Origin of the sequence: Erythrobacter sp. NE805 (assembly GCF_046452355.1) — a bacterium.
In the GTDB taxonomy this organism is placed as follows: domain Bacteria; phylum Pseudomonadota; class Alphaproteobacteria; order Sphingomonadales; family Sphingomonadaceae; genus Erythrobacter.
Map to the genome: position 1 here is coordinate 1 of NZ_JBKFDI010000004.1, position 12,689 is coordinate 12,689.

A 12,689-nucleotide genomic window follows, 5' to 3' on the forward strand; every position below is an offset into this window, starting at 1 on the left:
CTTGGGCGAGCTGCGCGGCGCGGAGAGCGTCAGCTTCCTGCGCGCGATCAACACCGGCCACCCGGGCAGCTTCTCGACGATCCACGCCAACTCGGTGCGCGGCGCGCTCGAGCAATTGTCGCTGATGGTGATGCAGACCGGCATCGGCCTGACGCGGGCCGACACCATCGCCTATGCCGCGAGCGTGATCGACGTGATCGTCCAGCTGGGCCGCGACGCGAACGGCAAGCGCGGCATCACCGCGATTGCCGAGAGCCGTGAGCTGATTTGATCGGCGGATCGACTGCCAACCGACATTGTTGTGACAAGCGCGTCTTCCTGATTTACACCGCTGGACGGAGCGGACAGATGCGCATCCAACGGGCCGAGCGGCGACGTTCGGCACGAGCGGAACAGGATAGGCGATGAGTACCTCACCGAAGGGCAATGACCCCGCGCCCGCGATTGCCGGCCCGCTGCACCTCGCCGAACTCGGCCCGGACGATTCGCCCTATTTCAACCGCGAGCTCTCGTGGCTCCAGTTCAACCAGCGCGTCCTCGCCGAGGCCTGCAACGAGGCCTATCCGCTGCTCGAGCGCCTCAGGTTCCTGTCGATCTCGGGCAGCAATCTCGACGAGTTCATGATGATCCGCGTCGCCGGGCTCGTCGGCCAGGTGCAGCGCGGGCTCGAGACGCCCTCGATCGACGGGCGCAGCCCCTCGCAGCAGCTGGCTGCGATCCGCGAGAAGCTCGCCGACCTCGCGCAGCGCCAGCAGGCGATCTGGCGCAGCTTGCGCGACGGGCTTGCCGGGGCGGAGATCCACGTCGCCGACGAGGAGCGCGTGAGCCCTGCGGCGCACAGGTGGCTCAAGGCCTACTTCCTCAACGAGATCCTGCCGGTCATCACCCCCCAGGCGCTCGATCCCGCGCACCCCTTCCCCTTCGTCCAGAACCGCGGCATCGGCATCCTCTTCACCCTCACCCGCGATGCGACCCGCGAGCAGCTCATCGAGATGGTGCTGATCCCCGGCGCCCTGCCGCGCTTCGTGCGCGTGCCGGACGAGGTCACGGGGGAGAGCGGGGCGGTCTACATCTCGATCGGGCGGCTCATCCAGCGCTATGCCGAGGCGCTGTTCCCGGGCTTCACGATTCAAGGCGACGGGATGTTCCGGGTGCTGCGCGACAGCGACATCGAGATCGAGGAAGAGGCCGAGGACCTCGTGCGGACCTTCCGCAGCGCGCTCCAGCGCCGCCGCCGGGGGCAGGTGATCCAGCTCGAGATCGAGGAGGATTTCGACCCGGCCGCCGAAAGCCTGCTGCTCGACCAGCTCGGCGTCAACGAGGCCGCGGTCATCAAGACCGACGGGGTCATCGGTATCGACGGCCTCGCCGAGATCGTCCGCGAGGACCGGCCCGACCTCAAGTTCCCGGGCTATTCCCCGCGCTTTCCCGAGCGCATCCGCGAGCACGACGGCGATGCCTTCTCGGCGATCCGCGAGAAGGACATCATCGTCCATCACCCCTACGAGAGCTTCGAGGTGGTGGTCGACTTCATCCGCCAGGCCGCCGCCGACCCCGATGTCGTCGCGATCAAGCAGACGCTCTACCGCGCCGGTTCGCAATCGGCGGTGGTCGGCGCGCTGATCGAGGCGGCGGAGGCGGGCAAGTCGGTCACCGCGGTGGTCGAGCTGAAGGCCCGGTTCGACGAGGAGCAGAACCTCAAGTGGGCGAGCAAGCTCGAACATGCCGGGGTGCAGGTGATCTACGGCTTCACCGACTGGAAGACCCACGCCAAGGTCGCGATGGTGGTGCGCCGCGAGGGCGACACCTTCCGCACCTATTGCCACTTCGGCACCGGCAACTACCACCCGGTCACCGCGCGCATCTACACCGATTTGAGCTTCTTCACCGCCGACCCCAAGCTCGGGCGCGATGCGGCCAAGATGTTCAACTTCGTCACCGGCTATGTCGAGCCTCACGCCCTCGAGCGCATCCACATCGCGCCGATCGACCTGCGCGAGGAGATCTACGCGCGCATCGACGCCGAGATCGCCCATGCGCAAGCCGGCAAGCCCGCAGCGGTCTGGTTCAAGTGCAACCAGATCACCGACGAGGGGCTGATCGACCGGCTCTATGCCGCGAGCCAGGCCGGCGTGCAGGTCGAGCTCGTGGTGCGCGGCATCTGCTGCCTGCGCCCCGGAATTGCGGGCCTCTCCGAAAACATCCGGGTCAAGTCCGTGATCGGCCGCTTCCTCGAGCACAGCCGCATCTACGCCTTCGCCAACGGCCATCCGATGCCGAGCAAGGACGCCGCGGTGTTCATCGCCTCCGCCGACATGATGAGCCGCAATCTCGACCGCCGCGTCGAGGCGCTGATCCCGATCCTCAACCGCACGGTCCACGATCAGGTGCTCCAGCAGGTGCTGCTCGCCAATATGCTCGACACCGAGCAGAGCTGGTGGCTGGCCCCCGACGGGACCTATGAGCGGGTCGCGGCGGAGGAGGGGGCGAAGCCCTTCAACTGCCACCGCTACTTCATGACCAACCCCTCGCTGTCCGGGCGCGGGGGAGCTCTGGAGGCCGGCGCGGTGCCCAAGCTGTCGTTGAGGCGCGGGGCGGTCGCATGATCTGGCGCAGGCGGCGCGAAAGCCGCGAGGGCGGGGCCGGGGGAGGCTCCGGCGAGCGGGCGATCATCGACATCGGCTCGAACACGGTGCGGCTTGTGGTCTATGGCGGCACGATGCGCGCGCCGACGGTGCTGCTCAACGAGAAGGTCACCGCCAAGCTCGGCCGCGAGATCGCCGCCACCGGGCGGCTGGCGGACGAGGCGATGGCGGTCGCGCTGCGGGGCCTCAGGCGCTTTGCCCTGCTGCTCGCGGACCTCGGCGTGCGCGACGTCGAGACCGTCGCCACCGCCGCGGTGCGCGATGCCGCGAACGGTCCGGAATTCGTCGCGCAGCTGCGCGCGCTCGGCCTCTCTCCCCGCGTCATCTCGGGCGAGGAGGAGGCGCTGCTCAGCGCGCACGGGGTGATCGGCGCCTTCCCCGACGCGCGCGGGATCGTCGCCGACCTCGGCGGCGGGAGCCTCGAGCTGGTGCGTGTGGCGAGCGGCGCGACCGACAGCGCCAGCACGCTCCCGCTCGGCACGCTGCGCCTGCCCGACCACCGCAAGGGCAACCGCGCGCAGATGAGGAAGTCGCTCGACAAGGTGATCCGCAAGGCGGGCTGGGATCTCGCGGCGCGGCCGGCGGCGGAGAACGGCGCGCTCTACCTCGTGGGCGGCACGTGGCGCGCGATGGCGGTCTATGCGATGGCGGCGCGCGGCTACCCGCTGAGCGATCCCCACGGCTTCGCGCTCGACGCCGCGGGCGCGCAGCAGCTCGCGGCCGCGCTGTCCGCGAGCGAGAGCGGCGTGCTCAAGACCCGCGAGCGGATTTCCTCGATGCGCGCCGAGAAGCTCCCCGATGCCGCGGTGCTGCTCCAGGCGCTGCTCGCGCGGCTGGCGCCCGAACGGGTGGTGTTCTCCTCGTGGGGCCTGCGCGAGGGGCTGATCTATGACCGCCTGCCCGAGCACACCCGCACGCAGGATCCGCTGCTCGCCGGGGTGGCGGTGTTCGCCGCGGGGCGGGGCACCGAGCCGCAGCTCGCCGCGCGCATGGCCGCCTGGACGATTGACGCCGCCCCCGCGCGCGAGCACGGCAGCGAGCGGCTGCGGCTCGCGGCGACCATGCTCGCGCTCGCGGCAATGCAGATCGAGCCCAACATCCGCCTGCCCCAGGCGATCAACTGGGCGCTGCACAAGCGCTGGATCGGGATCGACGGCAAGGGCCGGGCGATGCTCGCCGCCGCGATCGCCGCCAACGGCAACCAACTGATGCTGCCCCCCGAGGTGCGCGCGCTCGCGGGCGAGGAGGCGATCGATGAGGCGGTGCGCTGGGGCCTCGCGCTGCGGCTCGCCCGCCGCCTCGGCGCCCAGTCGCGCCGCTCCTTGGAGGCGAGCCGGCTGACGGTCAGGGACGGCGCGCTGGTGCTCGAACTCGCCGAGAGCCACGAGGCGCTGTTCGGCGCGCCGACCGAGAAGGACATGAAGCTCCTCGCCGGGCGAATGGGCCTGCCGTGGTGCGTGGACGTGGTGCCGGAGATCGTGCTCTGAACGGATCGCGCTATCGCGCGATGCAGACCTCCCGCCCCGCCTCCCGACCCGGCTACCAACGATACCATCAGGCTATGGCGGCCGGGTGGGGAGGCGGGGCGGGGGGTCTGCGCCACCGCCAGGTGGCCGCAATCACGCCTTCACGCCCTCGCTGCTGCCGAAGGGCGAGAAGTCGGTGTCGATGTCGTAGAGGTCCACCCCCTCGGCGGCCTTGAGCCTGTTGACCACGACATAGGTGACCGGGGTCAGCACCGCCTCCCAGGTGACCTTCAAGGCCCAGTTCGTGACCATCACCGTCAGCACCGCGTCGGTCGTCCAGATGCCGTAGAAGGCGACCGGATAGAAGATCAGGCTGTCGACCGCCTGGCCGAACACCGTCGAGCCGATGGTGCGGGTCCACAGGGCGCGGCCCTTGGTCCAGACCTTCATCTTGGCGAGCACGAAGGCGTTGACGAACTCGCCCGCCCAGAAGGCGGTGATCGAGGCGACGACGATCCGCCAGGTCGAGCCGAACACGCTCTCGTAGGTGCTCTGGCAGATCGCCCCGCCGGTGACGGCCGCATCGGCGGTCGAGGTGAGCGGGCGCGGGCCGCCGAAGCCGCTCGCCGCGCACTCCCACCCGGCGAAGGGCGGGAGTGCGGTGACGACATAGCTCATGAAGGCGAGGAACAGCATCGCCGCGGTCCCCACCCAGATCACCCGGCGCGCCCTGGCGAAGCCGTAGATCTCGGTCAGCACGTCGCCGATCACGTAGCCCAGCGGGAAGAACAGGATGCCCGCGCCGTAGATGAAGGTGCCGTCGGGCGCGGGCCACATCCCCTCGGGCCAGAACGGCACGTCGACATAGGTGAGCTTGGCCGCGCCGATGATGTTCGACAGCAGCAGGATCGCGACGAAGGCGGCCATCACCAGGTCGTAGAAGCGGAACGTCACCGGCGGGCGGCTGGTGGCGACGATGCCGTCGGCGGGATCGCGGTCGAAGGCGGCGGCGGGATCGGAGGCGGCTTGCGCCGGAGCGGTGTTTTCCATCGCCGGGAGGGTTAGCGCGATTCCCTCGGCCCGAAAAGCGCGCTAATGGCGGGACGTTCCCCGTGTTGGGGCGCGCGCCCGTAGCTCATCTGGATAGAGCGCGAGACTTCTAATCTTGAGGCAGCAGGTTCGAGTCCTGCCGGGCGCGCCATTTCGTCTTCCGGGGGGGGCAGCTTGGACGCATTCTGGACATGGTCGCTCGTCGTGGTGGTGCCGCTGCTGCTCGCCGCGATGGCGGGCGCGCACGAGCTCGGCATGGGGTTGCACGCGCGGCTGATGCGGGGCACCGGCGCGGAGGACGGGGGCGCCGGCAGCGACGAGGGGTTCATCCTCTCGGGCGTGCTCGGCCTGCTCGCGCTGCTGATGGGCTTCTCCTTCTCGATGGCGCTGAACCGGCTCGAGGACCGGCGCGACCTGATGCTCCAGGAGACGAGCGCGGTCGGCTACCTCGCGATGCTCGCCGATGCCCTGCCGCAGGAGCGCGCGCGGCCGCTCAAGGCGGATATCGCCGCCTATGGCGCGGCGCGGCTCGCGGCGGCGGAGATGGCCGACGGCCCCGAACGTCTCGCCGCCGCGGAGCAGGCCGCGGCGCTGCGCGAGCCGGTGGCCGCCAAGGTCCGCGCGGTGCTGCGCGAGGCCGGTGCCAAAGGCGGGGGCGGGCCCTTCGAGGTGGCGCTCGCCAAGGCCTACGACACCGTCGAGGATACCGCGGTGCGGCGACAGGCGCTGACCCAGGCGCATATCCCGCCGCGCGTGCTGTGGCTGCTCGCGGTCTATGCGGTGATCTCGGCGGCGATGCTCGGCTATGCGCTGGCCGGGGCGCGGGCGCGCCACCGGGTCGCCTCGAGCACGCTCTACCTGCTGGTGGCGCTCGCCTTCGGGGTGATCCTCGACCTCGACCGGCCGCGCGCGGGCGCGATCACGGTCGACCAGGCACCCTTTGCGCGGACCGTCGAGGCGGTGGCGCGCGAGGCCGCGGCGCCCTGACGCGTAACCCCGCGGCCCGATGGCGCGAAACCGGGAGCGACCACCAGAAAGGAACGCGCTCATGACCCGCACCCGCACCCTGCTCGCTCTCGTCGGCGGCATCGCCGTCCTCGGCGGCGCCGCGCTCGCGATCCCGCGCGGCGCCGAGGCGCCCGCCGCCGACCCGGCGATCGCCGCCTCGCCCGAGCGGCCGGTGCTGGTCGAACTCTTCACCAGCCAGGGCTGCTCGTCCTGCCCCCCGGCCGATGCGCTTGCCGAGAAGCTCGCGCGCGAACCCGGCCTCGTGGTGATCTCCCGCGCGGTCACCTACTGGGACCGGCTCGGCTGGAAAGACACCCTCGCGCGCGAGGGCAACACGGTGTTGCAGCAGAACTACGCGCGCGCCGGGCTCGAAGGGACCAACGGCGTCTATACCCCGCAGCTGGTGGTCGGCGGCGCCTTCGGCACGGTCGGCTCGCGCGCGGGCGAGGTGGCGGCGGGGATCAAGCGCCATGCCCCCGCAGGCGACGCCGCGATCCGCGTGAACCCGGCGGAGGGGGGAGGCTACGCCGCCCGGCTCAGCGGCACCGGCGCGGGCAAGGCCGAGCTCGTGCTCCTCGCGGTGACGCGCCATGTCGAGGTCGCGATCGGCAGCGGCGAGAACGGCGGGCGCAAGGTCGGCTATGCCAACGTGCTGCGCGCCGAGCGCAAGCTCGCCGACTGGCGGGGCGGTGCGGCGGACATCGCGGTCACGCCCGCCGAGCTCGCGGTGCCGGGCGCGGACCGCTACGCGCTGGTGCTGCGCCAGCCCGGCGGCGGCAAGGTGCTCGCCGCGCGCTGGCTCGCCTGACCTGGACGCAGTAGGCCCCGTCGATCCGCCGCGTCCCGCCGGAGGGCGCGTCGTGCAGTGCCTCGGGCAACCTCTTCGACGTCGCGATCCTCGAGACCTCGACGATCGGCCCCGCCTTGCGCGCCCGCTACCTCTCGCGTCCCGGCGCCGAGGGCGGCATCGAGCGTGCGGGCCGCCGGCTATTCCATGTTGGAGGGCCCGCCGCACAGGACAACGTTGCCGATCAGCACGTTGCGACAGGTTGTTATGCCCTATGGGGCGCTAATCGTCAGCGTTGGCGGTTCGGTCGTGTTGGCTTGTGGGGAAATCCCGAGGACGAAATTTCCAGACCCGTCCGAAACCCCGCCAGCCCCCGTCTTGCCCCGCCTAGCCTCGACCTTGACCCCCGGAAGCGTGCGCCCGGTCAGGCTTGGCTCGGCGCCCTGTTGGAGCACCATATTGTCCCCATAACCGCCCTCGAGCACCGGGTTGGAGAGCGCAGGCGCGGGGCTCAGGATCGCAAGAGCGGCCGGCAAATCCCTGAAAAGGCGCGCCATCATCCGAGATTCGCGCGGGTCTGGGCGAAGCCGGCGACAGGCGAGGCGAAGGCGAACAGGCTCCCCGCCGCGGGGGCGTCGGCCATGTCGTGTTGGGACATGTCCTTGGTCGCCGAGGTGACATAGGCGGTCCTCAGGTCCTCCCCCCCGAACGCCAGCTTGGTGATGTCGCGCGCCGGGATCGGCACGGTCGCGACGAGCACGCCGTCGGGCGAGAAGCGCGCCGCGCAGGAGCCGAGGTACATGCCCATCCAGACATGGTCCTCGGCATCGACCACCGGCCCGTCGGGGAAGGCATGCGGGAGCACCGCCCCCGTGTCGACGAACAGCCGCGCCTCGCCGACCCCGGCCGGGGAGAGGTCGGCGACGTAGGTCTTTTTCCCTGCCGTATCAGTGAAATAGATGCGGTCGCCCGAGGCGCTCACCGCGGGGCCGTTGGTGATCGCGATGCCCGCAGGGCCAGCCGGGCGGACCTCGCCGCGGTCGAAGACGTAGAACCGGCCCGAGGCCGAGCCCTCCGCATCGTCCATCGAGCCGAACCACACCCGCCCCCAGGGGTCGGTGCAGGCATCGTTGAGGCGGTTGCTCGGCGGCTCGCCCGGGATCGCGCAAAGCCTTGTGAAGACGGTGCTTTCCGGCGCGAAGGTGTAGAGCCCGTCCTTGAGGCCGCAGAGCAGCAAGCCCTCCTCGGCGGGGATCGCCCAGCCGATCGGCTGCGGCGCCTCGGTGACGCCGTTGCTCCCGGTGGCGGGGTCGAAGTGCCACAGGCGCCGGCGCTTGATGTCGACGAACCAGACGATCCGGCGCGCGGCATCCCACAGCACGCCCTCGCCGAGCAGTGTGTCGGCGGCGAGCACCGCGTCGACAGGCAGCTTCATCTCCATCCGGCATTCACCCAAGTGTTGTGCCCGGTGCAGTAGCGGGCGTCGTGCGAGGCGAGGAACAGCGCCATCGCGGCACTGTCGGCCGGCTGGATGCGCCCGTCAAGGCATTGTGCGGCAACGATTTCTGCTTCGCCCATTGAAAGCGATACCAGAGACCGACGCGTCGGCAATTCGCCCGTGATGCGCGTTCAGCCGCGCGCGACGGTTTCGAGCAGTTCGGCGGTAACCGGATAGCCGGCGTCGGCAAGGATCGTCAGCCACGGCTTGCCGTCCTCCTCGACCACGCGGGGGGTGATCGTCCTCACCGGGATCGCCTCCGCCTGGGCGCGGGCTTCGGCGTAGCTGGCGAAGAGCGCGAGGCGTTCGAGGTTGCGGCGGGTGGGGAAGATCAGCTTGATTTCGCCCCTTTCGGCAGCGTCGAGGGCGCCCTGCGCTGTTGTCCAGAACAGGTGGGTGTTCTCGGACTGGTCGATCGACACCTCGACCGCCCCGGTGCCGAGGTCGGCGAGATAGAAGCGCGTGTCGTAGACCCTTGAAATCGCCTCGTTCTTCGGGAACCAGCGGGCGAAGGGCGTGATCTGGGCGAGGTCGAGGCGCCAGCCGAAGGCCTCGAGCACGGGGGCGAGTTCTCCCGTTTCCTCGAGCTTTTTCCGTGCCTTCGCGGCGGTTTCGGCAGTGATGTCGCCGGAAAGGCCCAAGGCAAGGCCCGTCTCCTCAAGCGTCTCGCGCACCGCGGCGATCTGGTGCGCGGCCTCGTCGGGGGCGAGGCCATGTTGGGCGGCGACGCTTTCCCCGAGGGCGTAATCCGCGGGATCCACCCGTCCGCCCGGGAAAACCGCCATTCCTCCGGCGAAGGACATGGCGCGCGAGCGGACTGTCATGAGCACTTCCGGGGGGCCGCCTGAGGGGGCGTTGCGGAAGATGATGATCGTGGCGGCGGGGATGCCCCCATCCTTTTCGGAAGCTTGTGCGGATTCGCTGGTCATTGCGGCAAAGGATGGCCTTCCGGCAGGCGCTTGCCAAGCCCGCAGGGCGCGCTCCTGCCGCTTTGGAGAGGGGGTGTCGGACTGCTTTACAACCCCGACCCCGCGGCGCGCCTCAGCGCCTAGGAAAACGGCGGAATCTCGTGCTTTTTCAGGTTTGGCACGCGCCGTGCATAGTGTGCGGCGGTCCTAATGGTCTTCAAAACGAGGCGCGACCCTACTGGTCTCCGGGTGGTGCCTCCCCGAAGCGAAAGAGCGCTCCGCACTGGTCCTGCGGAGCGCTTTTTCGTTTGCCCGGCGTGTTTCACGTGAAGCATCGCCGGAAAGCCCCGCTAGCGGGGGTCTGGAGGGGGTCTAAAGGGGGGCTGGAGGCGGCTGGCGGGGGTTTGAAGCGGGCTGGAGGGGCGCTACGGCGGGGCTGCGGAGCGATGCCTTTCGAGTTCTGTCTTCGGCAGTGCTTCGCAACCGCTCGAGGCGAACGGATAGGGGCGCGTGTTGCCTGAGTGCGTTGCGGTCTTGAGCCTACCCCTCCACCGCTCGTGTCGAGCGCAGTCGAGACACGCGCCGCCGGGAGCATAGTTTGCGCGCTTAGCCCTCCGTCAGCCGCCTGCGGCGTCTGCCACCTCCCATCCCTGCGGGACGGGGAGGGACGGGTCGGCGTCAGACCTTCGCGACGCCCTCGCTGTCGAGCAGCTGTTGCAGCTCGCCCGCCTCGAACATCTCCATCATGATGTCGCTGCCGCCGACGAACTCGCCCTTGACGTAGAGCTGCGGGATCGTCGGCCAGTCGGAGAAGCTCTTGATCCCCTGGCGGATTTCCATGTCCTGGAGCACGTCGACGCTCTCGTAGGCGACGCCGCAATGGTCGAGGATCGCCACCGCGCGGCTCGAGAAGCCGCATTGCGGGAAGAGCGGCGTGCCCTTCATGAACAGCACCACGTCGTTGCTGGTGACGAGATCGGAGATGCGGGCATTGACGTCGGACATGGTGGTTGGCGTCCCTCGGTGGGTTCGATTGATGCGGGTTACGTGGGGACCACGGTGGTGACTTGCAAGGCGTGCAGCACGCCGCCCATCCGCCCGCCCAGCGCATTGTAGACGAGCTTGTGCTGCGCGACGCGGCTCAGCCCCCTGAATTGCGGCGCGGTGACGGTCGCGGCCCAGTGATCGTCGTCCCCGGCAAGGTCGCGCAATTCGACCTTGGCGCCGGGCAAGGCGGCGACGATCGCCTCCTCGATCTCGCGCGCGCTCATCGGCATGGGGTCAGACCCCGCCGAGCAGCTGGCGCCGCGCCTCGACCGCCATTTCGGCGAGCTTGGCGCGGATGTCGGCCTCGGTCACCTCGATCTGCGCGGCGGTGAGGTCGCCGAGGAGCTTCCTCACCACGTCCTCGTCGCCCGATTCTTCGAACTCGGCCTGCACCACCGCCTTGCGATAGGCGTCGGTCTCCTCGGGGGTGAGCTTCATCAGCCCCGCGGCCCACTCGCCGAGCAGCCGGTTGCGGCGGGCGAGAATGCGGAAGGCGGTCTCTTCCTCGAGCGCGAAGTGGGCTTCCTCGGCGCGCTCGCGGTCCCTGAAGTCGGTCATGTGTGTGTGTCCCTCCGGTACGATCCGGCCTGAGCGATAGTGCGCGCGGCGCGCGGCTTCAAGCGGGAAGCCGCGCGCGCCCCGGCCTTCAATCCATCGTCACCACGAGCTTGCCGACCGCCTCGCGCGCCTCGAGCTTGGCGATCGCCTCGCCGGCGCGGGCGAGGGGAAAGGTCTCGGAGACCAGCGGGTCGATCTTGCCCGCTTGCATCAGCGCGAAGAGCTCGTCGACCTGGGCGCGGAAGGCTTCGGGCTCGCGCGCGGTGAAGGCGCCCCAGAAGACGCCGCAGATGTCGCAGGACTTCAGCAGGGTAAGATTGAGCGGCATCTTGGCGATCCCCGCCGGGAAGCCGACCACCAGGAAGCGGCCCTCCCAGGCGATGGCGCGCAGCGCGGGCTCGGAATATTGCCCGCCGACGATGTCGTAGACGATGTTCGCGCCCTCCGGCCCGCAGGCCTGTTTGAACGCATCGGCGAGCGCCTTGGAGGCGTCCTTGTCCATCGCCTCGCGCGGATAGATCACCACCTCGTCGGCCCCTGCCTTCCTCGCGACCTCGCCCTTGGCTTCGGAGGATACGGCAGCGACGACGCGGGCGCCGAACGCCTTGGAAAGCTCGATCGCCGAAAGCCCCACGCCGCCCGCCGCGCCGAGGATCAGCACGGTGTCGCCGGCCTTGATGTGGCCGCGGTCCTTGAGGCCGTGGATCGTGGTGCCGTAGGTCATGAGGAGCGAGGCGGCCTTCTCGAAGGAGACGCCGTCGGGCACCTTGAACATCCGGCCCGCGGGGACGAGCACCTTCTCGGCCAGCCCGCCGTTGCCGATCCCGGCGAGCACCTTGTCGCCGATGCTGAAGCCCTCGACGCCTTCGCCGAGCGCCTCGATTACGCCGCTGATCTCGCCGCCGGGGGAGAAGGGGCGCTGCGGCTTGAACTGGTACATGTCGCGGATGATGAGCCCGTCGGGATAGTTGATCGCGCAGGCCCTGACCGCGACGAGCACCTCGCCCGGGCCGGGGACGGGCGCGTCGATCTCGTCGAGCGTCAGGGTCTCGGGCCCGCCGGTCTGGTGGGTGCGGATGGCTTTCATGATGTCCTCTCCCTGTCTTTCCTAGTCGGTCAGGCGGCGGCGGTGCCGCGCATCAGCCACGGCTGGTCGGCGCTGCGCTCAGCCTCGAAGCCCGCGATCGCCTGCCCGCGCGTCATGGTCAGCCCCACCTCGTCGAGGCCGTTCAAGAGGCAGTGCTTGCGGAACGGGTCGATCTCGAAGGCGAAGCGGTCCTGGTAGGGGGTGGTGACGGTCTGCGCCTCGAGGTCGACGGTGATCTCGAGCCCCTCGCGGGCGACCTCGAGCAGCCGGTCGACCGCCGCTTGGGGGAGCACCACGGGGAGGATGCCGTTCTTGACCGCGTTGCCCGAATGGATGTCGGAGAAGGAGGGCGCGATCACCACGCGGATGCCGAGGTCGAGCATCGCCCAGGCGGCATGCTCGCGGCTCGATCCGCAGCCGTAATTGTCGCCAGCGATGAGGATCGGCGCGCCCTTGTAGGCGGGATCGTCGAAGACATTGCCCGGTTCGGCGCGCAAGCTCTCGAAAGCGCCCTGGCCGAGGCCCTCGCGGCTGACCGTCTTGAGCCACCTGGCGGGGATGATGATGTCGGTATCGACATTCTTGAGGCCGAGCGGAATGGCGCGGCCTTCGACGCGGGTCAGCGGTTCCATCGG

13 protein-coding genes, 1 tRNA gene and 1 pseudogene are annotated in these 12,689 nt (G+C 69.8%); 6 read left to right on the forward strand and 9 right to left on the reverse strand.

Annotation, left to right across the window (positions count from 1 at the left end):
• From ACLBKU_RS14060 to ACLBKU_RS14070, 3 genes are all read left to right on the forward strand, one after another.
• The coding region (locus ACLBKU_RS14060) for an ATPase, T2SS/T4P/T4SS family (protein ID WP_410180187.1) at nucleotides 1–271 on the forward strand (271 nt) is incomplete at its 5' end.
• A 133-nt stretch (nucleotides 272–404) separates the two neighbouring features.
• Nucleotides 405–2,606 carry an RNA degradosome polyphosphate kinase gene (locus ACLBKU_RS14065; protein ID WP_410180188.1) on the forward strand — a complete coding sequence of 734 codons (2,202 nt, stop codon included), beginning with the start codon at nucleotides 405–407 and terminating at the stop codon, nucleotides 2,604–2,606.
• The gene (locus ACLBKU_RS14070; protein WP_410180189.1) at nucleotides 2,603–4,132 is read left to right on the forward strand and encodes a Ppx/GppA family phosphatase; all 1,530 of its coding nucleotides are present in this window, start codon (nucleotides 2,603–2,605) and stop codon (nucleotides 4,130–4,132) included. Before ACLBKU_RS14065 ends, ACLBKU_RS14070 begins: the two co-directional genes overlap by 4 nt.
• Before the next feature lie 132 nt (nucleotides 4,133–4,264).
• Here ACLBKU_RS14070 and ACLBKU_RS14075 read toward each other — a convergent pair whose 3' ends face one another.
• A complete protein-coding gene (locus tag ACLBKU_RS14075) occupies nucleotides 4,265–5,161 on the reverse strand; it encodes a queuosine precursor transporter (RefSeq protein WP_410180190.1) in 897 nt (298 codons plus the stop codon).
• Between the two features lie 74 nt (nucleotides 5,162–5,235).
• On the opposite strand from ACLBKU_RS14075, the gene ACLBKU_RS14080 reads away from it, so the two are divergent.
• The 3 genes from ACLBKU_RS14080 (at nucleotide 5,236) to ACLBKU_RS14090 (ending at nucleotide 6,977) form a co-directional block, all read left to right on the forward strand.
• Nucleotides 5,236–5,312: transfer RNA gene (locus tag ACLBKU_RS14080), tRNA-Arg, on the forward strand.
• A gap of 23 nt (nucleotides 5,313–5,335) precedes the next feature.
• Nucleotides 5,336–6,148 carry a hypothetical protein gene (locus tag ACLBKU_RS14085; RefSeq protein WP_410180191.1) on the forward strand — a complete coding sequence of 271 codons (813 nt, stop codon included), beginning with the start codon at nucleotides 5,336–5,338 and terminating at the stop codon, nucleotides 6,146–6,148.
• Nucleotides 6,149–6,209: 61 nt separating this feature from the next.
• The gene (locus ACLBKU_RS14090; RefSeq protein ID WP_410180192.1) at nucleotides 6,210–6,977 is read left to right on the forward strand and encodes a DUF1223 domain-containing protein; all 768 of its coding nucleotides are present in this window, start codon (nucleotides 6,210–6,212) and stop codon (nucleotides 6,975–6,977) included.
• Nucleotides 6,978–7,512: 535 nt separating this feature from the next.
• Here the strand turns inward: ACLBKU_RS14090 and ACLBKU_RS14095 are convergent.
• The 8 genes and pseudogenes from ACLBKU_RS14095 to leuD form a co-directional block, all read right to left on the reverse strand.
• On the reverse strand, nucleotides 7,513–8,391 hold the full coding sequence (locus tag ACLBKU_RS14095; RefSeq protein WP_410180193.1) for an SMP-30/gluconolactonase/LRE family protein: 879 nt from the start codon (nucleotides 8,389–8,391) through the stop codon (nucleotides 7,513–7,515).
• Nucleotides 8,388–8,531 (reverse strand): annotated as a pseudogene (locus ACLBKU_RS14100) (SDR family oxidoreductase); the annotation flags it as partial. The pseudogene ACLBKU_RS14100 and the gene ACLBKU_RS14095, both read right to left, overlap by 4 nt.
• A gap of 54 nt (nucleotides 8,532–8,585) precedes the next feature.
• Nucleotides 8,586–9,383, reverse strand: coding sequence for an NUDIX hydrolase (locus ACLBKU_RS14105; protein ID WP_410180194.1), 798 nt, complete (start codon nucleotides 9,381–9,383; stop codon nucleotides 8,586–8,588).
• Between the two features lie 657 nt (nucleotides 9,384–10,040).
• Entirely contained in the window at nucleotides 10,041–10,367 is a 327-nt protein-coding gene (grxD, locus tag ACLBKU_RS14110; protein ID WP_410180195.1) for a Grx4 family monothiol glutaredoxin, read from the reverse strand.
• Nucleotides 10,368–10,405: 38 nt separating this feature from the next.
• Nucleotides 10,406–10,639: a BolA/IbaG family iron-sulfur metabolism protein gene (locus ACLBKU_RS14115; RefSeq protein ID WP_410180196.1), complete on the reverse strand. Its 234-nt coding sequence runs from the start codon at nucleotides 10,637–10,639 to the stop codon at nucleotides 10,406–10,408.
• A gap of 4 nt (nucleotides 10,640–10,643) precedes the next feature.
• Entirely contained in the window at nucleotides 10,644–10,967 is a 324-nt protein-coding gene (locus tag ACLBKU_RS14120) for a DUF1476 domain-containing protein (RefSeq protein WP_410180197.1), read from the reverse strand.
• Nucleotides 10,968–11,055: 88 nt separating this feature from the next.
• Nucleotides 11,056–12,054 carry an NADPH:quinone oxidoreductase family protein gene (locus ACLBKU_RS14125; protein ID WP_410180198.1) on the reverse strand — a complete coding sequence of 333 codons (999 nt, stop codon included), beginning with the start codon at nucleotides 12,052–12,054 and terminating at the stop codon, nucleotides 11,056–11,058.
• Nucleotides 12,055–12,083: 29 nt separating this feature from the next.
• Complete coding sequence (leuD, locus tag ACLBKU_RS14130) at nucleotides 12,084–12,686, reverse strand: 3-isopropylmalate dehydratase small subunit (protein WP_410180199.1); 603 nt, start codon at nucleotides 12,684–12,686, stop codon at nucleotides 12,084–12,086.
• Between the last annotated feature and the right edge of the window lie 3 nt (nucleotides 12,687–12,689).

What these genes read in the sequence shown, in the direction of transcription:
- ACLBKU_RS14065 (WP_410180188.1), top strand. Translation starts at nt 405, where the DNA reads ATGAGTACCTCACCGAAGGGCAATGACCCCGCGCCCGCGATTGCCGGC.
- ACLBKU_RS14070 (WP_410180189.1), top strand. Translation starts at nt 2,603, where the DNA reads ATGATCTGGCGCAGGCGGCGCGAAAGCCGCGAGGGCGGGGCCGGGGGA.
- ACLBKU_RS14075 (WP_410180190.1), bottom strand. Translation starts at nt 5,161, where the DNA reads ATGGAAAACACCGCTCCGGCGCAAGCCGCCTCCGATCCCGCCGCCGCC.
- ACLBKU_RS14090 (WP_410180192.1), top strand. Translation starts at nt 6,210, where the DNA reads ATGACCCGCACCCGCACCCTGCTCGCTCTCGTCGGCGGCATCGCCGTC.
- ACLBKU_RS14095 (WP_410180193.1), bottom strand. Translation starts at nt 8,391, where the DNA reads ATGAAGCTGCCTGTCGACGCGGTGCTCGCCGCCGACACACTGCTCGGC.
- ACLBKU_RS14105 (WP_410180194.1), bottom strand. Translation starts at nt 9,383, where the DNA reads ATGACCAGCGAATCCGCACAAGCTTCCGAAAAGGATGGGGGCATCCCC.
- grxD (WP_410180195.1), bottom strand. Translation starts at nt 10,367, where the DNA reads ATGTCCGACGTCAATGCCCGCATCTCCGATCTCGTCACCAGCAACGAC.
- ACLBKU_RS14115 (WP_410180196.1), bottom strand. Translation starts at nt 10,639, where the DNA reads ATGCCGATGAGCGCGCGCGAGATCGAGGAGGCGATCGTCGCCGCCTTG.
- ACLBKU_RS14120 (WP_410180197.1), bottom strand. Translation starts at nt 10,967, where the DNA reads ATGACCGACTTCAGGGACCGCGAGCGCGCCGAGGAAGCCCACTTCGCG.
- ACLBKU_RS14125 (WP_410180198.1), bottom strand. Translation starts at nt 12,054, where the DNA reads ATGAAAGCCATCCGCACCCACCAGACCGGCGGGCCCGAGACCCTGACG.
- leuD (WP_410180199.1), bottom strand. Translation starts at nt 12,686, where the DNA reads ATGGAACCGCTGACCCGCGTCGAAGGCCGCGCCATTCCGCTCGGCCTC.